The organism is Streptomyces sp. CB02366, from assembly GCF_001905905.1.
Lineage (GTDB): Bacteria > Actinomycetota > Actinomycetes > Streptomycetales > Streptomycetaceae > Streptomyces.
Window position 1 is genome coordinate 162,301 of record NZ_LIVT01000004.1, and the last position, 22,472, is coordinate 184,772.

A 22,472-nucleotide genomic window follows, 5' to 3' on the forward strand; every position below is an offset into this window, starting at 1 on the left:
CGCGGCGGGCCTTTCCCCGCCGGAGACGGGTCCACACCCCGTCAGCCGCCCTCCCCGTGCGGGGGTTTCGCCCGGGGCCGGCCGCCCGCCCCGATCCTGGTCCAGACCTTGACGGGTCCGTGCTCCGTCCCTACCGTCACGGGGCATCTCCTGCGGAAGCACTCCGCCCGCAGGTACGCGAAGACCCGCACCCCCACGTTCCGGACGCGATTCCCCGACGGGAAGGCCCCCCATGCGCACCCGCTCCCCCCTCACCGTCCTGCTCGCCGCCGCCCTGGCCGCCGGGCCCCTCACCCTGGCCGGCGCCGGGCCCGCCCACGCCGCCGTCATCGACGTGAGCACCGCGGCCCAGCTCAAGGCGGCGCTCGCCGCCGTCTCCCCCGGCGACACGATCCGGCTCGCCGACGGCGTCTACACCGGGAACTTCAAGGCCGCCCGGCCCGGCTCCTCCGGCGCGCGGATCACTCTCACCGGCTCCAGCAGGGCGGTCCTGACCGCGGGCGGGGGCTACGGACTGCACCTGAACGGCGCCTCGTACTGGACCGTCCGGGGAGTGACGGTCACGGGCGGCCAGAAGGGCATCATGGCCGACGCGGCGGACGGGGTCGTGATCGACTCGGTGACCGTGCACGACCTGGACATGGAGGGCGTCCACTTCCGCAGGTCCAGCAGGAACGGCGTCCTGAAGAACTCCCGGATCCACGACACCGGGCAGAACGGGCGCGGCATGGGCGAGGGCGTGTACGTCGGTTCGGCGGGCGACCTCACCGACCGCAGCGACAACGCGCAGATCCTGAACAACACCATCGGGCCCGGCGTCGGCGGCGAGTCCGTCGACGTCAAGGAGGGCACGACCGGGGCGCGGATCATCGGCAACACCTTCGACGGCGACGGGCTGACCGGCGCCAACTACGACGACTCCTGGGTCGACGTGAAGGGCAACGACGTCCTCGTCGAGGGCAACCGGGGCTCTCGCACCACCAACAACGGCTACGAGACCCATACGCAGCAGAGCGGCTGGGGCTGCGGCACCGTCTTCCGGAACAACTCCTCGGACCTCTCCGGGGCCACCGGCGACAAGAGGCTCGCCATCAACGTCACCAACCACGGCTCCGGCTGCCGGACCACCGTGTACGCGAGCAACACCGTCACGGGCGGCAGGGGCCTGACCAACATCGCCGTCACCCCCTGAGGACGCGAGTGAGGCCCGCCCCCGAGGGGGGCGGGCCTCACCTACCGCTGTACAGCTACCGCAGCCGATCGGCCGCAGGGGTCAGAGCGTCAGCTCTGGCCGCCCGCGAGCTTCTCGCGCAGCGCGGCAAGGGCCTCGTCCGACGCCAGGGCGCCGGAGTTGTCCGCCGACTCCGAGGAGTAGGAGCCGCCGCCGCCACCGCTGCCGCCGGAGGCGGCCGGAGCAGCGCCGGCCGGGGCGGCAGCGCCCTCGGCCGCAGCAGCCTCGTCGGCCTCGCGGGACTTGATGACCTGGGCCTGGTGCTGCTCGAAGCGCTGCTGCGCCTCGGCGTACTGGGTCTCCCAGATCTCACGCTGCGCCTCGAAGCCCTCGAGCCAGTCGTTGGTCTCGGGGTCGAAGCCCTCGGGGTAGATGTAGTTGCCCTGGTCGTCGTACGACGCGGCCATGCCGTACAGCGTCGGGTCGAACTCGACCGAGGCCGGGTCGCCGCCGAAGGACTCGTTGGCCTGCTTCAGCGAGAGGCTGATGCGACGGCGCTCGAGGTCGATGTCGATGACCTTGACGAAGATCTCGTCGTTGACCTGGACGACCTGCTCCGGGATCTCCACGTGGCGCTCGGCCAGCTCGGAGATGTGGACCAGGCCCTCGATGCCCTCGTCGACGCGGACGAACGCACCGAACGGAACGAGCTTGGTGACCTTGCCCGGGACGACCTGACCGATCTGGTGCGTCCGGGCGAACTGCTGCCACGGGTCTTCCTGCGTCGCCTTGAGCGACAGGGAGACGCGCTCGCGGTCCATGTCGACGTCGAGGACCTCGACGGTGACTTCCTGACCGACCTCGACGACCTCGGAGGGGTGGTCGATGTGCTTCCAGGACAGCTCGGAGACGTGCACGAGACCGTCGACGCCGCCCAGGTCCACGAAGGCGCCGAAGTTGACGATCGAGGAGACGACGCCGGAGCGGACCTGACCCTTCTGCAGGGTGGTGAGGAACGTCTGGCGCACCTCGGACTGGGTCTGCTCGAGCCAGGCGCGGCGGGACAGGACCACGTTGTTGCGGTTCTTGTCCAGCTCGATGATCTTCGCCTCGAGCTCCTTGCCCACGTAGGGCTGAAGGTCGCGGACACGACGCATCTCGACGAGCGACGCCGGGAGGAAGCCGCGGAGGCCGATGTCGAGGATGAGACCACCCTTGACGACCTCGATGACGGTACCGGTGACGATCCCGTCCTCTTCCTTGATCTTCTCGATGGTGCCCCAGGCACGCTCGTACTGAGCGCGCTTCTTCGAGAGGATCAGGCGGCCTTCCTTGTCCTCCTTCTGGAGGACCAGGGCCTCGATCTCGTCGCCGACCTTGACGACCTCGTTCGGGTCGACGTCGTGCTTGATCGAGAGCTCGCGGCTCGGGATGACGCCTTCGGTCTTGTAACCGATGTCGAGGAGAACCTCGTCCCGGTCAACCTTGACGATGACGCCGTCAACGATGTCGCCGTCGTTGAAGTACTTGATCGTCTCGTCGATCGCCGCGAGGAACGCGTCCGCGTCGCCGATGTCGTTGACCGCAACCTGCGGAGTGGTGGCGGTGGTCTCGGTGCTGCTCGTCATGTGGGAAAGGGCTCCGGTACGGACAGAGAGTCGTAGGTACTGCTACGCCGAAAGCCCGTATCGCCTCTGCAGAAGCCGGACAGCCTGGAAAGCGCGCAATCCGTTTCCGGAGAGACGCCTCGACAACCGAGGGGACATGCAACAGACGCGAGCGCGGCCTGCTAGGTCTGAAGCGCGCAGGCTCGCAGCGCAACTTGTAGCATACGGGGGCAGCCGGACAGGGTCAATGCGCGAAGGCGCGCACCCGGGGCGGAACGCCCCGGTTCCCGGCTCAACTCGTGTTCTCCGAGGCCGCATCGGTCCGAGAACATTACGGCACGGCGTCGTGGACGCGGATCCGCACCCGGGAGGGCGCTCCTGGTACGTACCGCGCGCGGCGGGTGAAGGCAAACTACAACGACGGGCACGATGAGCCAAGAGATCCACGGGACCTGCTCCGCGCAGACGGCGGAATCCGCCGAGCCGGAGGCCACCCGCCGCCTTGCCGACGAGGCGGAGAGCAGCCGGGCCAGCCGGGGCTGGTGGGACCGGAACGCCGACGAGTACCAGAGCGATCACGGCGGGTTCCTGGGGGACGACCGCTTCGTCTGGGGGCCGGAGGGGCTGGACGAGGCGGAGGCCGCCCTGCTGGGGCCCGCCGAGGCGCTCAAGGGCCTCGACGTCCTGGAGATCGGGGCCGGGGCCGCCCAGTGCTCGCGCTGGCTGGCGGGCCGGGGCGCCCGGCCGGTCGCCCTCGACCTCTCGCACCGCCAGCTCCAGCACGCCCTGCGGATCGGCGGGGACGTCCCCCTGGTCGAGGCGGACGCGGGCCGGCTCCCCTTCCGCGACGGCTCCTTCGACCTGGCCTGCTCCGCGTACGGGGCGGTCCCGTTCGTCGCCGACCCCGTCCAGGTCTTCCGCGAGGTGCGCCGGGTGCTGCGGCCCGGCGGGCGCTGGGTGTTCTCGGTGACGCACCCGATCCGCTGGGCGTTCCCGGACGAGCCCGGGCCCGAGGGCCTGTCCGTCGCCGCCTCCTACTTCGACCGCGTCCCCTACGTCGAGCAGGACGAGAGCGGGACGGCCGTCTACGTGGAGCACCACCGCACGCTCGGCGACCGGGTCCGGGACGTGGTGGCGGGCGGTTTCCGGCTGGTCGACCTGGTCGAACCGGAATGGCCCGCGTGGAACGACCGGGAGTGGGGCGGCTGGTCCCCGCTGCGCGGCAACCTGATCCCGGGCACGGCGATCTTCGTCTGCGAACGGGACTGACCGGGCCGGGGCGGCGGCCCCGCCCCGGGAGCGCCCGTACGACACTGGGGGCGTGATCCGCACCGAAGCCCTGGACCGCCTGCCCGTCCGCACCGCCCTGCCCGCCCTGGAGCGCGCGCTCGACGACCGGGGCGTCGCCGTCCTGTGCGCCCCGCCCGGCACCGGGAAGACGACGCTCGTCCCCCTGGTGCTGGCCGGGCTGACCGGGGGCGGCCCGGTGCGCCGGGTGCTGGTGGCCGAGCCGCGCCGGATCGCCGCGCGGGCGGCGGCCCGGCGGATGGCCTGGCTGCTGGGCGAGCGTCCGGGCGAGCGGGTCGGCTTCACGGTGCGCGGCGAGCGCGTGTTGGGGCGGGGGACGGTGGTGGAGGTCGTGACCACCGGGGTACTGCTCCAGCGCCTCCAGCGGGACCAGGAGCTGGCCGGGGTGGACGCGGTGATCATCGACGAGTGCCACGAGCGGCATCTGGACGCGGACACGGCCGCCGCCTTCCTGCTGGACGTACGGGAGGCGATCCGGCCCGATCTGCGGCTGGTGGCGGCGTCCGCGACGACCGACGCGGAGGGCTGGGCGCGGCTGCTGGGCGACGCCCCGGTCGTGGAGGCCGAGGGTGTGTCGTATCCCGTGGAGGTGGTCTGGGCGCCGCCCGCCCGGCCGGTGAGGCCTCCGCACGGGATGCGGGTCGATCCGGCGCTGCTGGCGCATGTGGCGGCGACCGTGCGGCGGGCCCTCGCGGAGCGGGAGGGGGACGTGCTCTGCTTCCTGCCCGGCGTCGGCGAGATCGGCCGGGTGGCGGGGCAGCTCGCCGGGGTGGACGCGGAGGTGCTCCAGGTGCACGGGCGGGCCCCGGCGGCCGTGCAGGACGCGGTGCTGGCCGGGTCCGCCGGGCGGCGGCGGGTGGTCCTGGCGACCTCGGTGGCGGAGTCGTCCCTGACGGTGCCGGGCGTCCGGGTCGTCGTCGACTCGGGCCTGGCCCGGGAGCCCCGTACCGACCATGCCCGGGGCCTGGGCGCCCTGACGACCGTGCGGGCCTCGCAGGCGGCGGGACGGCAGCGCGCGGGGCGGGCGGGCCGGGAGGCCCCGGGGGCGGTCTACCGGTGCTGGGACCGGGCCGAGGACGGGCGGCTCGCGCGCTTCCCGGCCCCGGAGATCCAGGTCGCCGACCTCGCCGCGTTCGCGCTCCAGGCGGCGTGCTGGGGCGACCCGGACGCCTCCTCGCTCGCCCTGCTGGACCCGCCCCCGGCCGGGGCGATGGGCGCGGCCCGGGAGGTGCTGGCGGCGGTCGGCGCGGTGGACGCGGAGGGCCGGGCCACCGGGCGCGGCGTACGGATGTCCCGGCTCGGCCTGCACCCCCGGCTGGCGCGGGCCCTCCTGGACGGCGCGGCGGAGGTGGGGGCGCGGCGGGCGGCGGAGGCGGTGGCGCTGCTGAGCGAGGAGCCGCCGAAGGAGTACGGGGACGATCTCGCGGCGGCGCTGCGGACGGCCCGCCGGGGCCGGGACGGGTACGCGGGCCGCTGGAAGCAGGAGGTGCGCCGGCTGGCGTCGTCGCTGGGCGCGGAGCCGGGGAGCGGTTCGGGTGCGGGGCCGGAAGGCGGTTCCGGCCGGGGCGCGGACCCCGGTCCGGGGGCGGGGGCCGCGGGGCTCTCCGACGACGCGGCCGTGGGACTCGTCGCCGCACTGGCGTTTCCCGAGCGGGTGGCGCGGGCGCGGGGCGACGGGGCGTTCCTGATGGTGTCGGGCACCGGCGCGGAGCTGCGGGCGGAGTCGCGGCTGCGCAGTGCCCCCTGGCTGGCCGTGGCGGTCGCGGACCGGCCCTCCCACGCGGCGTCGGCGCGGGTGCGGCTGGCGGCGGTGATCGGCGAGGAGACCGCGCTGGAGGCGGCCGGGGGGCTGCGGGTGCGGGGGGAGGAGGTCCGCTGGGCGGACGGCGACGTGGTGGCCCGGTCGGTGGACCGGCTGGGCGCGGTGGAACTGGCGGTACGGCCGCTGCGGCAGGCCCCCGCGGAACTGGTCCGCGAGGCCCTGGCGGAAGGGCTGCGGCGGGACGGGCTCGGGCTGCTGCGCTGGAACCGGGAGGCCGAGCAGCTGCGGTCGCGCCTGGCGTTCCTGCACCGGGTGCTGGGCCCGCCGTGGCCGGACGTGTCGGACGGGGCGCTGATGGCGGCCCCGGAGGCGTGGCTGGAGCCCGAGCTGTCGCGGGCGCGTCGGCGGGCGGACCTGGGCCGGATCGACGCGGGCCAGGCGCTGCGGCGGTTGCTGCCGTGGGCGACGGGCGAGGCGGCCCGGCTGGACGAGCTGGCGCCGGAGCGGATCGAGGTGCCGAGCGGATCCCGGATCAGGGTGGAGTACGGCGGGGAGCAGCCCGTCCTGGCGGTGAAGCTCCAGGAGGTGTTCGGGCTGGCCCGGACGCCCCGCGTGGCCGGGGTGCCGGTCCTGGTGCATCTGCTCTCCCCCGCCGGACGGCCCGCGGCGGTCACGGCGGACCTGGCGTCGTTCTGGCGGGACGGCTACCGGGCGGTCCGGGCGGAGCTGCGCGGCCGCTACCCGAAGCACCCGTGGCCGGAGGACCCCGCGACCGTGCCGGCGACGCGGTTCACCACGGCCCGCCTCAAGCGGCAGGGTTAGGGCCTGTCGTCACACTGCCGTCGCCGCCCGGCAGGTGGCAGTGTGACGGCAGGCCCCGGGGCGGTCGGTCCGCGGCGCCGCCGACCCGGCTGACAACCCGTCAGCACCGGGCGCCGTAGCGGCCGGGACGCGGGAGGAGAGCACGGCGGACAGCCCCTCGGCCCGGAGGCGAAGGGGCTGTGCGACCGCTGTGCGGGGCAGGGGCGCCGGAGCCAGGGCTCGGCGGCCTCGGTCAGGGCTTGGCGGCCTCGGAGGGCTCCGCCGCCGGGGGAGCCTGCGTCTCGGCGGGCGCCGGCTCCTCGGGGACCGGTTCCCGCGGCGCCTCGACGGTGAGCTCGATGACGAGCGAGGCCCCGCCCTCGGTGGTGAGGCGCAGCAGGTACGTGCCCTCCTCGCCGTCCGCGTGGATCTCCGGCAGGCGCAGCTTCCCCTCGGCGTCCGTGGTCAGGCCGGTGAGGGTGCGGACCGGCTTGCCCGCCGCGTCCTTGAAGTACGGGCCCTTGTCGTTGGCGACGGCGCCCGCGCGGTCCTCGACCATGGTGGCGGTGACGGCCACTCCGGCCGCGGCGGCGTCCTTGTAGGTGGCCTTGACCGTGACGGGGTCCGCGAACTTCTCGCCGGGGGCGGCGACGAGCGCCTTGTCGTCGGTGCGGGCGACGGCGTCGGCCTGGCGGGCGGTGACCGTCGCCGCGTAGGCCAGGGTGCGCGGGCGGCCGGTGCCCGCGACGGCGGTCACGGTGAACTCCCCGGCCTTCTCGCCGGCGTGGAGCTGCGGTGCGGTGGCGGTGCCGTCCGCCCCGGTCCGTACCGTGACGGTCTTCCTGCCGCCGGCGAAGAGCGTGCCGGTGTCGCCGGTGACGGTGAAGGTGACGGGCACCTTGGCGAGCGGGGCGCCGAGCGCGTTGCGGGCGCGGACGGAGACCCGCTCGTCGAACGTCTGGCCCGCGGTGGCGCGCAGCGGGCCGGTGCCCGCGTTCTCCAGCGAGCCGAAGGTCTCGGCGGGCGGGGTCGGCTTGGGGGCGGGCGGTTTCGGGGCCGGGCTGGAGGAGTCTCCGCCGCCGGGCTTCGAGGGGGCCGGGCTCGGCTTGCCGCCCGGCTTGGACGGGGAGGGCTTCGGGCTCGGCGTCTCGCTCGGGCGGGAGTCGGCGCCCGGACGGGGGCCCGGGGTGGGGAGGGGGGTGCTCGGGGCGGTGGGCAGCGTGCCGGTGCCGTCGGGGACCTCGTGCGTACCGCGCTGGTAGTAGGAGAACCAGGAGCGGACCGTGTTCAGGTACTCCCTCGACCGGTTGTAGCTCAGCACGGCCTGGTCGAGTTCGGCCCCGACGGCCAGGTCGCGGTCGTTGGCGCAGAGGTAGCGGCCGGCGGCGAGCGCCGCGTCATAGATGTTGTTGGGGTCCTTGCGGCCGTCGCCGTTGGCGTCCTGCCCCCAGGAGGCCCAGGTGGAGGGGATGAACTGCATCGGGCCGACCGCGCGGTCGTGGACCGCGTCGCCGTCGTAGGCCCCGCCGTCGGTGTCCTTGATCAGGGCGAAGCCCTGGCCGTTGAGGGCCGGCCCGAGGATGCGGGGGGTGGCGGTGCCGTTGGCGTCCACCCGGCCGCCGCGGGCCTGGCCGGACTCGACCTTGCCGATCGCCGCGAGGAGTTGCCAGGGCAGCCGGCAGGCGGGGTCGGTGGTCGCGACGGTCTGCTCGGCCTGCTTGTACGCGGCGAGGATCGTCGCCGGGATGCCCGCCTCCGCGCTACCGGCCGCCGGGAGGCTGCTGGACGAGCCGGGCTTGCCGGGCGTGACCAGGGGCGGAAGGTCGGTGTAGTAGGGCGAGTTGCCGGTCGCCGCGCCGTCGTTCCCGGCGCTCGCGGTGTCCTCGCCTGCGGCCTGCGGGTCGCCGCCGCCGACGGCCCCTTCGGCCGCGGGCGCCTGCGAGGCCGCGAGCGCCGCCACGGCGGCCGCCGCCACCGCGGTGGTCGTGGCCCCCTTGCGCAGACGTCGGCCGATGTGCGCTGCCATACGTTCCGGTCCCTCCCCCTCGAAGGCTGCTCGCGCTCCCCAGCGCAAGGACTTCAGCGACCCTACGGCAACTCGTGTCGCCGGGGCACCGAACCCTGACCGCTTCTTACTGTTTTTTCACGTGGGCGGGCACACCTTGTCCGCTCGGCCCCCCAAGAGCGCCCGAACGGTCCCGCATACTTGCCGCCATGCCGTTCACGCTCAGTCATGCCGCCGCCGTGCTCCCGGCGATCCGCCGGAACGGGACCGCCCGGTGGCCCCTGTTCCCCTCGGCGCTCGTCGCCGGTTCGTTCGCGCCGGACGTCACCTACTTCGCCGACACGGTGGTCCCCGGGGCGATGGAGTTCGGTGCGTTCACCCACACCTTCGTCGGGGTCGTCACGGTGAACGTGGCGATCGCCGCGGCGCTGGTCGCCGTGTGGGCACTTCTGCGGGAGCCGCTGGTGGCGCTGTTGCCGGTACGCGTACGGGGCCGCGTCCACGCCTTCGTCCGGGGGCAGCGGTGGACCCGGGCGTCGTTCGGGCCGTCCGCCTGGCTGTGGTTCGCGGTCTCCGGGGCGGTGGGCGCGGCCACGCATGTGGTGTGGGACGCGTTCACCCACCACAGCCGGTGGGGCACGGAACTGGTGCCGGTGCTCGGCCGCACCTTCGGCGGCTTCCCGGGGTACCAGTTGGCCCAGTACGGCAGTTCGGCCCTCGCCCTCGTGGCCATCGGCTGGTTCGCCGCCGACGGACTGCGGCGGACCGCTCCGGCCCCCGCGCCCGGGGAGGTCCCGGTGCTCGGCCGCCGCGAGCGGTGGGGCGCGCTCGGGCTGCTGGCCGTGTGCGTGGCGGCCGGCGTCACCCACCGGTGCCTGCGCTGGTACGCCTCCTTCGGCCGGGTGGAGTCCCCTCTCGACATCGTCCCCACGGCCTGCTTCGGCGCGGGGGCGGGGCTGGCGGCGGGACTGCTGTTGTACGGGGCGGGGGTGCGGCTGCTGCTGCGGAGGCGTGGACGGCGGCCGGTCACGGACGCCCCGAGGCCCGAGGCGCCCCTACCGCAGGAGCCCCGGACGGGCGGGCCCCGTGGCGAGGAGTCCGGTACGGAGGTTTCCCGTACGGGTGGGTCGCGCACCGGAGCGGCGGCCGGCGGGAGGTAGGAACGGCGGCGGGGGGCGGTTCCGGAACCGGGACGCGGTTGCGGACCCGCCCCCCTGCCGCACGGGTGGCCGCTCGCTCAGTGAGCGGCGGACTCCCAGTCCGTGCCGACGCCGACCGACACGTCGAGCGGGGCGCGCAGTTCGACCGCGTGGGCCATCTCGTGGCGCACGATCTCCTCCACCCGCTTCCGCTCGCCCTCCGCGATCTCCAGGACGATTTCGTCGTGGACCTGGAGGAGCATGCGCGAGGTCAGTCCGGCCTCCCGCAGCGCCTTGTCCACCCGCAGCATCGCCACCTTCACGATGTCGGCGGCCGTGCCCTGGATCGGGGCGTTGAGCGCCATCCGCTCGGCGGCCTCGCGGCGCTGGCGGTTGTCGCTGTTCAGGTCGGGGAGGTAGCGGCGGCGGCCGAGGATCGTCTCCGTGTAGCCGGTGGCCCTGGCCTCCTCGACGACCCGGTGGAGGTAGTCCCGTACCCCGCCGAACCGCTCGAAGTAGGTGTCCATCAGCACCCGGGCCTCGGCGGGGTCGATGTTCAGCTGCTGGGAGAGGCCGAAAGCGGAGAGGCCGTAGGCCAGGCCGTAGGACATGGCCTTGATCTTGCGGCGCATCTCCGCGTCGACCGCGTCCTTCTCGACGCCGAAGACCTGGGAGGCGACCGTGGTGTGCAGGTCCTCCCCGGAGGTGAACGCCTCGATCAGCCCGGCGTCCTCGGAGAGGTGCGCCATCACCCGCAGTTCGATCTGGCTGTAGTCCGCCGTCATCAGCGTCTCGAAGCCCTCGCCGACGACGAAGCCCCGGCGGATCGCCCGGCCCTCGTCGGTGCGGACGGGGATGTTCTGCAGGTTGGGCTCGGTGGAGGAGAGCCGGCCGGTCGCCGCCACCGTCTGGTTGAACGTGGTGTGGATGCGGCCGTCCGGGGCGATCGTCTTGATCAGTCCCTCGACGGTGACCCGCAGCTTCGCCTGTTCGCGGTGGCGCAGCATCAGGACCGGCAGCTCGTGCTCGGTCTGCGCGGCCAGCCAGGCCAGCGCGTCCGCGTCCGTCGTATAGCCCGTCTTGGTCTTCTTCGTCTTCGGCAGACCCAGCTCGCCGAAGAGGATCTCCTGGAGCTGCTTGGGCGAACCGAGGTTGAACTCGCGGCCGACCGCCGCGTGCGCCTCCTTCACCGCCTGCTGCACGGTCCCGGCGAACTGCTGCTCCATGGACTCCAGATGGGCCCGGTCGGCGGCGATCCCGTGCCGCTCCAGACGGGCCAGGAGGATCGAGGTCGGCAGCTCCATGTCGTGCAGCAGTTCCGCCGCGCCCACCTCCTCCAGTCGGACGGTGAACGCGTCGCCCAGGTCGAGCACGGCGCGCGCCTGCGCCATCAGGGCGTCCTGCTCGGCCCGGTCGTCCGCGCCGAAGGCCAGCTGCCCGTCGGAGGCGGCGGCCGGGGCCAGCTCGCGGCCCAGGTACTCCACGGCCAGCGCGTCCAGGGCGAAGGAACGGCGGCCCGGCTTCACCAGGTACGCGGCGAGCGCGGTGTCCATCGCCACGCCTTCGAGCTGCCAGCCCATCTCCGGGAGGACCCGCATCACGTTCTTCGCGTTGTGCAGCACCTTCGGACGGGCGGGGTCGGCGACCCAGGCGGCGAACGCCCGCTCGTCGGCCTCGTCCAGCTGCGTCGGGTCCAGCCAGGCGGCGGCCCCGTCGGCGGCGGCGAGCGCGACCTCGGTGACCGTGCCGGCCCCCAGCGACCAGGTGTCGACCGTCATGACGCCGAGCGGCTGCGCCCCGTGCTCCTCCAGCCAGGGGCCGACCTCGCCGGAGCCGAGCACGGCCCCGTCCAGCTCGATCCCGGCGGCGGGCGCGGGCGGCGCGGCCTCCGCCGCCCCCGGGTCGACGGAGAGCAGGCGCTCGCGCAGGCTCGGGTTGCGGATCTCCAGGAGGTCGAGGATGCCGGTGACCGCCGTGCGGTCGTAGGGGGCGCGCTCCAGCTCGGCCGGGGTCTTCGGCAGCTCCACGTCCCGGACCATCTCGGTCAGCACGCGGTTCATCTTCACCGCGTCCAGGTGGTCCCGGAGATTCTGCCCGGCCACGCCCTTGACCTCGTCGGCCCGCGCGATCAGCTCGTCGAAGGAGCCGAACTGGTTGATCCACTTCGCGGCGGTCTTCTCCCCCACCTTGGGAATGCTCGGGAGGTTGTCCGACGGGTCGCCGCGCAGGGCGGCGAAGTCCGGATACTGCCGCGGGGTGAGCCCGTACTTCTCCACGACCTTCTCCGGGGTGAACCGGGTCAGCTCGGAGACCCCCTTGGTGGGGTACAGCACGGTCACGTTGTCCGTGATCAGCTGGAAGGAGTCCCGGTCGCCGGTGACGATCAGCACCTCGAACCCGGCCTCCTCGGCCTGGGTCGCCAGGGTCGCGATGACGTCGTCCGCCTCGAACCCGTCCACCGCGAACCGGTCCGCGCGCATCGCGTCCAGCAGCTCCCCGATCAGCTCGACCTGCCCCTTGAACTCGTCGGGGGTCTTGGAGCGGTTCGCCTTGTACTCCGGGAACTCCTGGGACCGCCACGTCTTGCGGGACACGTCGAACGCGACCGCGAAGTGCGTGGGCGCCTCGTCACGCAAGGTGTTCGCCAGCATCGACATGAAGCCGTACACGGCGTTCGTCGGCTGCCCCACCGCCGTCGTGAAATTCTCCGCGGGCAGGGCGAAGAACGCCCGGTACGCCAGGGAGTGCCCGTCCATGAGGAGCAGGCGCGGTCGGTTGTCTGCCGTCTTCTTCGATGCCGTCTCAGCCACGCCCCCGATCCTGCCACGGTCCACTGACAATCCGGGCCTCCACGGCCCTGCGGGGCCGTGACAGGATCGGTGGAGAGGACACAGACCCGTGGAAGAAGCGCTCGAAGGGGAGCAGCATCATGGCCACCAAGCCGCCGACCGGTGACCCGGTCCAGGACGCCCCGACGGTCGAGCCGGCCCCGCACGCCGCCGCCGGGCTGCCCGCCGTCGCCCACTCCCTGCGCGTCGCGAGCCGGCAGATGGGCGTGGGCCGCTCGGCGCGCACCCTCCTCCGGGTCAACCAGAAGAACGGCTTCGACTGCCCCGGCTGCGCCTGGCCCGAGGGCGAGGAGCGGCACACCGCCGAGTTCTGCGAGAACGGCGCCAAGGCCGTCGCCGAGGAGGCGACGCTGCGCCGCGTCACCCCCGCCTTCTTCGCCGCCCACCCGTTGGCGGACCTCGCCGAGCGCAGCGGCTACTGGCTCGGTCAGCAGGGCAGGATCACCCAGCCGGTGTACCTCCCCGAGGGCGGCGACCGGTACGAGCCGGTTACCTGGGAACGGGCGTTCGCGATCATCGCCGAGGAGCTGACCGCCCTCGACTCCCCCGACGAGGCCCTCTTCTACACCTCCGGCCGCACCAGCAACGAGGCCGCCTTCCTCCTCCAGCTCTTCGCCCGCGAATTCGGCACCAACAACCTGCCGGACTGCTCCAACATGTGCCACGAGTCCTCCGGGTCGGCGCTCACGGAGACCATCGGCATCGGCAAGGGCAGCGTCTCGCTGGAGGACATCCACCAGGCCGACCTGATCATCGTCGCCGGGCAGAACCCCGGCACCAACCACCCCCGCATGCTCTCCGCCCTGGAGAAGGCCAAGAAGTCCGGGGCGAAGATCATCTCGGTCAATCCGCTGCCCGAAGCCGGCATGGAGCGGTTCAAGAACCCCCAGACCCCGCACGGCATGCTCAAGGGCACCCCCCTCAACGACCTCTTCCTCCAGATCCGCATCGGCGGCGACCAGGCCCTCTTCCGCCTCCTCAACAAGCTGATCCTGGCTGCCGAAGGGGCCGTCGACACCGCTTTCGTCGCCGAACACACCCACGGATACGAGGAGTTCGCGAAGGCCGCCGAAGCGGCCGACTGGGACCGGACGCTGCGGGCGACCGGCCTCACCCGGGCCGAGATCGAACAGGCACTCGCCCTCGTCCTCGCCTCGAAGCGCACCATCGTCTGCTGGGCCATGGGCCTCACCCAGCACAAGCACTCCGTGCCCACCATCCGCGAAGTCGTCAACTTCCTCCTCCTGCGCGGAAACATCGGCCGGCCCGGCGCCGGGGTCTGCCCGGTGCGCGGCCACTCCAACGTCCAGGGCGACCGCACCATGGGCATCTTCGAACGCCCCGCCCCCGCCTTCCTCGACGCCCTCGACAAGGAGTTCGGCATCACCTCGCCCCGCCACCACGGACACGACGTGGTCCGCGCCATCCAGGCGCTGCGCGACGGCGAGGCGAAGGTCTTCTTCGCCGTGGGCGGCAACTTCGTCGCCGCCACCCCCGACACCGCCGTCACCGAGGCCGCGATGCGCCGCGCCCGCCTCAGCGTCCACGTCTCCACCAAGCTCAACCGCTCGCACGCCGTCACCGGGGCCCGCGCCCTGATCCTCCCGACGCTCGGCCGCACCGACAAGGACGTCCAGGCGAGCGGCAAGCAGTTCGTCACCGTCGAGGACTCCATGGGCATGGTCCACGCCTCCCGCGGCAACCTCGCCCCCGCCGGCCCCCACCTGCTCTCCGAACCCGCCATCGTCGCCCGCCTCGCCCGCGCGGTCCTCGGCGCCCGGTCCCGTACCCCCTGGGAGGAGTTCGAGCGGGACTACGCCGCCATCCGCGACCGCATCTCCCGCGTCGTCCCCGGATTCGAGGACTTCAACGCCCGCATCGCCCGCCCCGGGGGCTTCGCCCTCCCCCACGCCCCCCGCGACGAACGCCGCTTCCCCACCGCCACCGGTCGCGCCAACTTCACCGCCGCCCCCGTCGAGTACCCCGAACTCCCCGACGGCAGGCTCCTGTTGCAGACCCTGCGCTCCCACGACCAGTACAACACCACCATCTACGGCCTCGACGACCGCTACCGGGGCATCAAGGGCGGCCGCCGCATCGTCCTGGTCAACCCCGAGGACGCCGCCGCCCTCGACCTCCCCGACGGCTCCTACACCGACCTCGTCAGCGAGTGGAAGGACGGCGTGGAACGCCGCGCCGAGGGCTTCCGCGTCGTCCACTACCCCACCGCCCGGGGCTGCGCCGCCGCCTACTACCCCGAGACCAACGTGCTGGTCCCCCTCGGCTCCACGGCCGACACCAGCAACACCCCGGCCAGCAAGTCCGTCGTCGTCCGCTTCGAGAGGACTCCCTGACATGACCTGGACCGCCCCCCGGCCGCGCCGGACCGTCCACCTGACCGACCTCGCCACCCTCGACGAACGGCCCACCCTCCAGGGCTGGTTGACCTGGCACCGGGAGACCCTGCTGGCCAAGTGCGCCGGACTGGACGGAAAGCAGCTGGCCCGGACCACCGCCGAGCCCTCCACGCTCACCCTCCTCGGGCTCGTCCGCCACCTGGCCGAGGTCGAACGGTCGTGGTTCCGGCGCATGCTCGACGGCGAGAGCGTCGGCGAGGTGCACGACGGCCCGGCGGACGGCGACGAAGGGCTCGAAGGCGTCGAACCGGCCCACGCCGAAAGGGATTTCGCGCGCTACCACGCCGAGATCGCGGCCTGCGACGCGGCAGCCGCCCGATACGCCCTCGACGACACCTTCCAGCCACCGGGCGTCGACGTCCCGCTCTCGCTGCGCTGGCTGTACGTCCTGATGATCCAGGAGTACGCCCGCCACAACGGCCACGCCGACCTCCTGCGGGAACGGACGGACGGCGCCACCGGCGACTGACGGACCGCGGCTCCCGGCCCGGCCCCGGAGGAGAACCGGGGCCGGGCGTCCCTAAGCGTCCGCTCAGCCGTCTGATAGGAACAGTGCAGACAGCGACGAACCAGCGCACCCGAACGGAGCCGGAACCATGGGCGAGCACACCACACCCCTCTTCCCCCAGGAAGTCATCGACGAGTACGCGGCACTCGGCGTCGACCTGCCCGCCCTCTTCTCCGCCGGCCACCTCGGCGACCGCATGGGCGTCACCATCCTCGAGGCCGCCGCCGACCGCGTCGTCGGCACCATGCCCGTCGAAGGCAACACCCAGCCCTACGGCCTCCTGCACGGCGGCGCGTCCGCCGTCCTCGCCGAAACCCTGGGCTCGATCGGCTCCATGCTCCACGGCGGCGCCTCCAAGGTCGCCGTCGGCGTCGACCTCAACTGCACCCACCACCGCGGCGTCCGCGCCGGCCTCGTCACCGGCGTCGCCACTCCCGTGCACCGGGGCCGCTCCACCGCCACGTACGAGATCGTCATCACCGACGAACAGGACAAGCGGGTCTGCACCGCACGCCTCACCTGCCTCCTGCGCGACGCGCCCCGGCCCGACGCCGGCTGACCCCTCCCCGCACCCCGCACCACCCCGCCTGCCCGGCCGGAAGCGCACCCAGCGCAATCCGGCCGGGCAGCGCCATATCTCCACCAAAAAACGGCCGTTGACCGACACACTCGGTCAACTCCCTTGACGCCGCAGCGCGTTCCATGAGCCACTCAGCAGCCACATCAACCCCCACAGCACCGGCGCCCCACCCGCCGCCGTAACACTGCGTAACAACCGGGACATGTGGAAACCGGCCGCCCCCACCGACGCCGCGCCCCGGGGCCACCTCGCCACGCCCGCCGCCCCCGCCCCGCCCGGCCCACCCGCGACAGCACCAAGATCACCCCAAGCCCCTTAGCAGAGCTGCGCGTTCTCACCATGTGGTCCCTTCGCAGTCCAGGCGAAACCGGCACATGTCCTCACAGGAAGCTCAAGCCTTGCTCAAGGGCATAACAAGAGAGTCACATCCGCAGCCGACCCATCCCAGTGGCCCCCGGCTGCGCTTAGAGTCACGGCCAGTCACCGCGCCGCCGGGCGCGTCTGCTGCACGGCCCTGTACCAACCCAGTACGGCCCGGCGAACGACACGGCACCTCACGCAGAGGAGGCCGCGCCAGGGAAAGGACCTTTCGTGCGACACCGTTCTTTGCTCATACTCACCTCAGTACTCACCACCGGAGCACTGACCCTCACCGCCTGCGGGTCGCGCGACGACAGCAAGGGCGGCAGCGGCGACGGCGGCGGCGGCAACCAGACGGTCGTCATCGGCCTCGACGCCCCCCTCACCGGCGACCTCTCCGCCCTGGGCCTCGGCATCAAGAACTCCGCCGAGCTCGCCGTGAACACGGCCAACAAGGAGAAGACCGTCCCCGGCGTCACCTTCAAACTCCAGGCCCTCGACGACCAGGCACAGCCCTCCGTCGGCCAGCAGAACGCCGTCAAGCTCATCGGCACCAAAGAGGTCCTCGGCGTCGTCGGCCCGCTGAACTCCGGCGTCGCCCAGTCCATGCAGAAGCCGCTCAACGACGCCAAGCTCACCCAGGTCTCCCCCGCCAACACCGGCACCGAGCTGACCCAGGGCGACAACTGGAAGACCGGCGACAAGAAGCGCCCCTACGCGTCCTACTTCCGCACCGCCACCACCGACCAGATCCAGGGCGCCTTCGCGGCCAAGTACCTCTTCGAGACCGCGAAGATCAAGGACGTCTACCTCATCGACGACCAGAAGCCCTACGGCGCCGGCCTCGCCGCGTCCTTCAAGGCGACGTTCACCGAGCTCGGCGGCAAGATCGTCGGCACCGACCACGTCAACCCCGAGGACCGCGACTTCAACTCCGTCGCCACCAAGGTCAAGAGCTCCGGCGCCAAGGCCGTCTACTACGGCGGCGAATACCCCGCCGGCGCCCCCCTGAGCCAGCAGATCAAGGACAGCATCAAGATCCCGCTCATGGGCGGCGACGGCATGTACAGCGCCGACTTCATCAAGCTCAACAAGAAGGCCGAAGGCGACATCGCCACCTCCGTCGGCAAGCCCGTCGAGGAACTCGAGTCCGCCAAGAAGTTCATCGCGGACTACAAGGCGGCCGGCTACAAGGACGCCTACGAGGCCTACGGCGGCGGCACCTACGACGCCACCTGGTCCATCATCGAGGCCGTCAAGATCGTCGCCGCCGAGAACGACGGCAAGATCCCGGCCGACGACGGCCGCGCCAAGGTCCTCGAAGCCATGGAGAAGGTCAAGTTCGAAGGCGTCACCGGCCCCGTCTCCTTCGACGAGTTCGGCGACACCACCAACACCCTGATGACCGCCTACCAGGTCACCGGCGGCAAGTGGGCCTCCAAGCTCAGCAGCACAGTCGAATAACCACCGGCCCGGCCCCGGCCCCGCCGCCCGTCACACACAGCAACCAGACCGCGCGGGAGCGCTACCAGCCCTCCCGCGCGGTGCCATATCCGAACCACTCCACGGAGGCCCTGCGGTGCACGAACTGCCGCAACAGCTGGCCAACGGACTCATCCTCGGCGCGATGTACGGTCTCATCGCGATCGGTTACACGATGGTCTACGGAATCATCCAGCTCATCAACTTCGCACACGGCGAGATCTTCATGATCGGAGGCTTCGGAGCCCTCACGGTCTACCTCGGGCTTCCGTCCGGATTCTCCCTCATCGCCGCGATACCCCTCATGATCGTCGGAGGCGTCATAGCCGCCGTCGCCATCAGCATGGCCGCCGAACGCTTCGCCTACCGGCCCCTGCGCGGCGGACCACGCCTGGCACCCCTCATCACGGCCATCGGGCTCTCCCTCGCCCTCCAGCAAGCCGTGTGGATGTGGTACCCCAACGCCACGAAGGACCGCTCCTTCCCCCAGTTCGAAGGCGAAGCCTTCGACATCCTCGGCGCCACCATCCAGCGCGGTGACATCTTCGTCCTCGTCGTCGCCCCCCTCTGCATGCTCGCCCTCGGCTTCTTCGTCTCCAAGACCCGCGCCGGCCGCGGCATGCAAGCCACCTCGCAGGACCCCGACACCGCCAAGCTCATGGGCATCAACACCGACCGCATCATCGTCATGGCCTTCGCCATCGGTGCCGCGTTCGCCGCCGTCGCCGCCGTCGCCTACGGGCTCAAGAACGGCCAGATCGGCTTCCGCATGGGCTTCATCATGGGCCTCAAAGCCTTCACCGCCGCCGTCCTCGGCGGCATCGGCAACATCTACGGCGCCATGCTCGGCGGCATCGTCCTCGGCATCGCCGAAGCCCTCGCCACCGGATACATGAGCGAAGTCCCCGGCATGGAACTCTTCGGCGGCGGCGCCTGGAAGGACGTATGGGCCTTCGCCCTCCTCATCATCGTCCTCCTCGTACGCCCCCAGGGCCTGCTCGGCGAACGCGTCTCGGATCGGGCGTGATGACCATGACCACCAACACCACGCCCGCCACCACCTTCATCAAGGTGCCCGCAGCCCGCCACCTCACCACCGCCGGCGCGGCCATCGCCCTCATCGGCACCTTCCTCGCCTGGACCTGGACCGCCGAATTCCCCGGCGACCTCACCGTCACCGGCTACCCCGGCGGCCTCCAGGTCCTCACCCTCGTCGGCACCGTCCTCACCCTCCTGTTCGCCCTCTCCGGCTACGGGATCAAGGGCCTGCGCTGGCTCACCCCCGGCGGCGCCAACAGCCCCGTCCGACTCGCCGCCATCGGCGTCCTCGGCACCACCGGCTACGCCGTCGGCGCCATCTCCGTCAAACTCGGCGGCGTCGTCAACCTGGAGCCCGGCGCCTGGGTCGCCCTCGCCGGCGCCCTCATCGCCTTCACCGCCTCCCTCGGCCTCCCCGCCGACCAGCAACTCGACGACACCATCAAGCACAACACCCTCGACCGATTCCTCAACACCCTGCGGGCCCCCGCCCCCGAACGCCCCAAGGAACTCCCCAACTGGGCCGAGATCCTCATCATCGCCGGAGCCTTCGGCGTCGCCCTCCACGTCTTCACGTACGGCATCGACACCGAGTACGCCGAACTCTTCATCGGCTACATCATCAGCGTCGCGTTCGGCTTCACCGCGCTCAACCGGGCCGGCCTCATCACCCGCCTCACCCGGCTGACCACCAAGCACCGCAACGTCACCCTCACCGCCGCACTCGTCGCCGCGTTCTGCTTCCCCTTCACCCAGCAGAACGAGCAGTACGCCCTCATCGGCGCGAACATCCTCATCTTCGCGACCGTCGCACTCGGCCTCAACGTCGTCGTCGGCCTCGCCGGCCTCCTCGACCTCGGATACGTCGCCTTCCTCGGCGTCGGCGCCTACGCCGCCGCCCTCGTCTCCGGCTCCCCGCTCTCCCCGGTCGGCGTCCAGTTCCCCTTCTGGGCCGCCGTCCTCACCGGCGCCGCCGCATCACTCGTCTTCGGCGTCGTCATCGGCGCCCCCACCCTGCGGCTCCGCGGCGACTACCTCGCCATCGTCACCCTCGGATTCGGAGAGATCTTCCGGCTCACCGTCAACGCCCTCAACGGCGTCAGCGGCCCCGACCTCACCAACGGCTCCCAGGGCATCCCCAGCATCCCCGACCTCAACCTCTTCGGCTTCGACTTCGGCATCAGCCACGACATCGCCGGATTCACCCTCGGCAGGTCGGCCAACTACTACCTGCTGATGCTCGTCTTCACCGCCGTCGTCGTCCTGGTCTTCCGACGCTCCGGAGAATCCCGCATCGGCCGCGCCTGGGTCGCCATCCGCGAGGACGAGACCGCGGCCACCGCCATGGGCATCAACGCCTTCCGGCTCAAGCTCCTCGCCTTCGCCCTCGGCGCCACCCTCGCCGGACTCGCCGGTACCGTCCAGGCCCACGTCTCCTACACCGTGACGCCCGAGCAGTACCAGTTCGCCGGCTCCGTACCCCCGAACTCCGCCTTCCTCCTCGCCGCCGTCATCCTCGGCGGCATGGGAACCCTCAGCGGACCCCTCGTCGGCGCGGCCCTGCTCTACCTCATCCCGGCCAAACTCCAGTTCATGCAGGACTACCAGCTCTTCCTCTTCGGCATCGCGCTGATCCTGCTCATGCGCTTCCGCCCCGAAGGCCTCGTCGCCGACCGCAGGAAGCAACTCGAATTCCACGAGACCGGCCAACTCGACGTCCCAGCCGAGGACGCCCCACTCACCCGGACGACCGCCGGCACCACGAAGGCGGGGGCGTGATCACATGACCACCGAAACCACCACCCCGACCACCACCACGGTCCTCGACGCCAGCGGCGTCACCATGCGATTCGGCGGACTCACCGCCGTACGCGGCGTCGACCTCACCGTCAACAGCGGCGAGATCGTCGGTCTCATCGGCCCCAACGGAGCCGGCAAGACCACCTTCTTCAACTGCCTCACCGGCCTCTACATCCCCACCGAGGGCAAGGTCAGCTACAAGGGCACCGTCCTGCCCCCCAAGCCCCACCTCGTCACCAAGGCCGGCATCGCCCGCACCTTCCAGAACATCCGCCTCTTCTCCAACATGACCGTCCTGGAAAACGTCCTCGTCGGACGCCACACCCGGACCAAGGAGGGCCTCTGGTCCGCCCTCCTGCGCCTCCCCGGCTACCACAAGGCGGAAGACGCCAGCCGCGAACGCGCCATGGAACTCCTGGAGTTCATCGGCCTCCAGGACAAGGCCGACCACCTCGCGCGCAACCTCCCCTACGGAGACCAGCGCAAGCTGGAAATCGCCCGCGCCCTCGCCAGCGACCCCGGACTCCTCCTCCTGGACGAGCCCACCGCCGGCATGAACCCCCAGGAAACCCGCGTCACCGAAGAACTCATCTTCGCCATCCGGGACCAGGGCATCGCCGTCCTCGTCATCGAGCACGACATGCGGTTCATCTTCAACCTCTGCGACCGGGTCGCCTGCCTCGTCCAGGGCGAGAAACTCGTCGAAGGCACCCCCGGCGAGGTCCAGGCCGACGAACGCGTCGTCGCCGCCTACCTCGGCACCCCCTTCGAAGGCGCCCCCGGCGCCGAGGAGGCCGCCGAAGTAGAGGCCGCCGAAGCCCACGCCACAACAGCCACACCGGCCAGGACCGCTCCCCCGAAGACGACCGGCACCACCACGCCCGACACCACCAGCACGGATGAGGAGGGCACCCGATGACCGCACTGCTAGAGGTCGAAGACCTCCGGGTCGCCTACGGCAAGATCGAAGCGGTCAAGGGCATCTCCTTCACCGTCGACGCCGGCCAGGTCGTCACCCTCATCGGCACCAACGGCGCGGGCAAGACCACCACCCTGCGCACCCTCTCCGGACTGCTCAAGCCGCTCGGCGGCCGCATCCTCTTCGAGGGCAAGCCCCTGGCCAACATCCCCGCCCACAAGATCGTCTCCCTGGGCATCGCCCACTCCCCCGAGGGACGCCACATCTTCCCCCGGCTGACGATCACCGAGAACCTCCTCCTCGGCGCCTACCTCCGCAACGACAAGGCAGGCATCGAGAAGGACGTCCAGCGCGCCTACGACCTCTTCCCCATCCTCGGGGAACGCCGCAAGCAGGCCGCCGGCACCCTCTCCGGCGGCGAGCAGCAGATGCTCGCCATGGGACGCGCCCTGATGTCCCAGCCCAAGCTGCTCATGCTCGACGAGCCCTCCATGGGCCTCTCCCCGATCATGATGCAGAAGATCATGGAGACCATCGTCGAGCTCAAGGCGGCGGGCACCACGATCCTGCTCGTCGAGCAGAACGCCCAGGCCGCCCTGTCCCTCGCGGACCAGGGCCACGTCATGGAGGTCGGCAAGATCGTCCTCTCCGGCGCGGGCTCCGACCTGCTCCACGACGAATCGGTCCGCAAGGCGTACCTCGGCGAGGACTGACACCCCTGCCGTA

Annotated in this window: 15 protein-coding genes; 12 read left to right on the forward strand and 3 right to left on the reverse strand. The window is 71.9% G+C overall.

Features of this window, described 5'->3' with window-relative positions:
* The first annotated feature begins 232 nt into the window (after window positions 1-232).
* The gene (locus tag AMK24_RS15095) at window positions 233-1,192 is read left to right on the forward strand and encodes a right-handed parallel beta-helix repeat-containing protein (RefSeq protein ID WP_073769226.1); all 960 of its coding nucleotides are present in this window, start codon (window positions 233-235) and stop codon (window positions 1,190-1,192) included.
* An 89-nt stretch (window positions 1,193-1,281) separates the two neighbouring features.
* Here AMK24_RS15095 and rpsA read toward each other — a convergent pair whose 3' ends face one another.
* The gene (rpsA, locus tag AMK24_RS15100; protein ID WP_073217562.1) at window positions 1,282-2,799 is read right to left on the reverse strand and encodes a 30S ribosomal protein S1; all 1,518 of its coding nucleotides are present in this window, start codon (window positions 2,797-2,799) and stop codon (window positions 1,282-1,284) included.
* A gap of 408 nt (window positions 2,800-3,207) precedes the next feature.
* Here rpsA and AMK24_RS15105 point away from each other — a divergent pair, with 408 nt between their 5' ends.
* Window positions 3,208-4,047: a class I SAM-dependent methyltransferase gene (locus AMK24_RS15105; protein ID WP_073769228.1), complete on the forward strand. Its 840-nt coding sequence runs from the start codon at window positions 3,208-3,210 to the stop codon at window positions 4,045-4,047.
* A gap of 52 nt (window positions 4,048-4,099) precedes the next feature.
* Entirely contained in the window at window positions 4,100-6,670 is a 2,571-nt protein-coding gene (gene hrpB, locus AMK24_RS15110) for an ATP-dependent helicase HrpB (protein WP_073769230.1), read from the forward strand.
* Window positions 6,671-6,902: 232 nt separating this feature from the next.
* Here the strand turns inward: hrpB and AMK24_RS15115 are convergent, their stop codons facing one another.
* Complete coding sequence (locus tag AMK24_RS15115) at window positions 6,903-8,675, reverse strand: lytic transglycosylase domain-containing protein (protein ID WP_073769232.1); 1,773 nt, start codon at window positions 8,673-8,675, stop codon at window positions 6,903-6,905.
* A gap of 188 nt (window positions 8,676-8,863) precedes the next feature.
* Here AMK24_RS15115 and AMK24_RS15120 point away from each other — a divergent pair, with 188 nt between their 5' ends.
* Window positions 8,864-9,814 carry a DUF4184 family protein gene (locus AMK24_RS15120; RefSeq protein WP_073769234.1) on the forward strand — a complete coding sequence of 317 codons (951 nt, stop codon included), beginning with the start codon at window positions 8,864-8,866 and terminating at the stop codon, window positions 9,812-9,814.
* A 77-nt stretch (window positions 9,815-9,891) separates the two neighbouring features.
* On the opposite strand, the gene polA is transcribed toward AMK24_RS15120, so the two are convergent.
* Window positions 9,892-12,603, reverse strand: a complete 2,712-nt coding sequence (gene polA / locus AMK24_RS15125; RefSeq protein WP_073769236.1) for a DNA polymerase I — start codon at window positions 12,601-12,603, stop codon at window positions 9,892-9,894.
* Between the two features lie 119 nt (window positions 12,604-12,722).
* Between polA and AMK24_RS15130 the strand changes: the two genes are divergently transcribed.
* The 8 genes from AMK24_RS15130 to AMK24_RS15165 all read left to right on the forward strand — a co-directional run bounded on the left by AMK24_RS15130 (window position 12,723) and on the right by AMK24_RS15165 (window position 22,459).
* A complete protein-coding gene (locus AMK24_RS15130) occupies window positions 12,723-14,996 on the forward strand; it encodes an FdhF/YdeP family oxidoreductase (RefSeq protein WP_073769238.1) in 2,274 nt (757 codons plus the stop codon).
* A 1-nt stretch (window position 14,997) separates the two neighbouring features.
* The gene (locus AMK24_RS15135; protein WP_073769240.1) at window positions 14,998-15,528 is read left to right on the forward strand and encodes a DinB family protein; all 531 of its coding nucleotides are present in this window, start codon (window positions 14,998-15,000) and stop codon (window positions 15,526-15,528) included.
* A 127-nt stretch (window positions 15,529-15,655) separates the two neighbouring features.
* Window positions 15,656-16,126, forward strand: coding sequence for a PaaI family thioesterase (locus AMK24_RS15140; RefSeq protein ID WP_073769242.1), 471 nt, complete (start codon window positions 15,656-15,658; stop codon window positions 16,124-16,126).
* 627 nt (window positions 16,127-16,753) lie between these two features.
* On the forward strand, window positions 16,754-17,971 hold the full coding sequence (locus tag AMK24_RS15145) for a branched-chain amino acid ABC transporter substrate-binding protein (RefSeq protein ID WP_073769244.1): 1,218 nt from the start codon (window positions 16,754-16,756) through the stop codon (window positions 17,969-17,971).
* A 115-nt stretch (window positions 17,972-18,086) separates the two neighbouring features.
* A complete protein-coding gene (locus AMK24_RS15150) occupies window positions 18,087-19,016 on the forward strand; it encodes a branched-chain amino acid ABC transporter permease (RefSeq protein ID WP_073769246.1) in 930 nt (309 codons plus the stop codon).
* Window positions 19,016-20,806 (forward strand): branched-chain amino acid ABC transporter permease, encoded by a 1,791-nt coding sequence (locus tag AMK24_RS15155; RefSeq protein WP_384579806.1) that lies wholly within the window; start codon window positions 19,016-19,018, stop codon window positions 20,804-20,806. Before AMK24_RS15150 ends, AMK24_RS15155 begins: the two co-directional genes overlap by 1 nt.
* Window positions 20,807-20,810: 4 nt before the next feature.
* Complete coding sequence (locus AMK24_RS15160; protein ID WP_073769248.1) at window positions 20,811-21,746, forward strand: ABC transporter ATP-binding protein; 936 nt, start codon at window positions 20,811-20,813, stop codon at window positions 21,744-21,746.
* Window positions 21,743-22,459 (forward strand): ABC transporter ATP-binding protein, encoded by a 717-nt coding sequence (locus AMK24_RS15165; RefSeq protein ID WP_030114399.1) that lies wholly within the window; start codon window positions 21,743-21,745, stop codon window positions 22,457-22,459. Before AMK24_RS15160 ends, AMK24_RS15165 begins: the two co-directional genes overlap by 4 nt.
* Window positions 22,460-22,472: the final 13 nt, after the last annotated feature.

What these genes read in the sequence shown, in the direction of transcription:
- AMK24_RS15095 (WP_073769226.1), top strand. Translation starts at nt 233, where the DNA reads ATGCGCACCCGCTCCCCCCTCACCGTCCTGCTCGCCGCCGCCCTGGCC.
- rpsA (WP_073217562.1), bottom strand. Translation starts at nt 2,799, where the DNA reads ATGACGAGCAGCACCGAGACCACCGCCACCACTCCGCAGGTTGCGGTC.
- AMK24_RS15105 (WP_073769228.1), top strand. Translation starts at nt 3,208, where the DNA reads ATGAGCCAAGAGATCCACGGGACCTGCTCCGCGCAGACGGCGGAATCC.
- AMK24_RS15115 (WP_073769232.1), bottom strand. Translation starts at nt 8,675, where the DNA reads ATGGCAGCGCACATCGGCCGACGTCTGCGCAAGGGGGCCACGACCACC.
- AMK24_RS15120 (WP_073769234.1), top strand. Translation starts at nt 8,864, where the DNA reads ATGCCGTTCACGCTCAGTCATGCCGCCGCCGTGCTCCCGGCGATCCGC.
- AMK24_RS15130 (WP_073769238.1), top strand. Translation starts at nt 12,723, where the DNA reads ATGGCCACCAAGCCGCCGACCGGTGACCCGGTCCAGGACGCCCCGACG.
- AMK24_RS15135 (WP_073769240.1), top strand. Translation starts at nt 14,998, where the DNA reads ATGACCTGGACCGCCCCCCGGCCGCGCCGGACCGTCCACCTGACCGAC.
- AMK24_RS15140 (WP_073769242.1), top strand. Translation starts at nt 15,656, where the DNA reads ATGGGCGAGCACACCACACCCCTCTTCCCCCAGGAAGTCATCGACGAG.
- AMK24_RS15155 (WP_384579806.1), top strand. Translation starts at nt 19,016, where the DNA reads ATGACCATGACCACCAACACCACGCCCGCCACCACCTTCATCAAGGTG.
- AMK24_RS15160 (WP_073769248.1), top strand. Translation starts at nt 20,811, where the DNA reads ATGACCACCGAAACCACCACCCCGACCACCACCACGGTCCTCGACGCC.
- AMK24_RS15165 (WP_030114399.1), top strand. Translation starts at nt 21,743, where the DNA reads ATGACCGCACTGCTAGAGGTCGAAGACCTCCGGGTCGCCTACGGCAAG.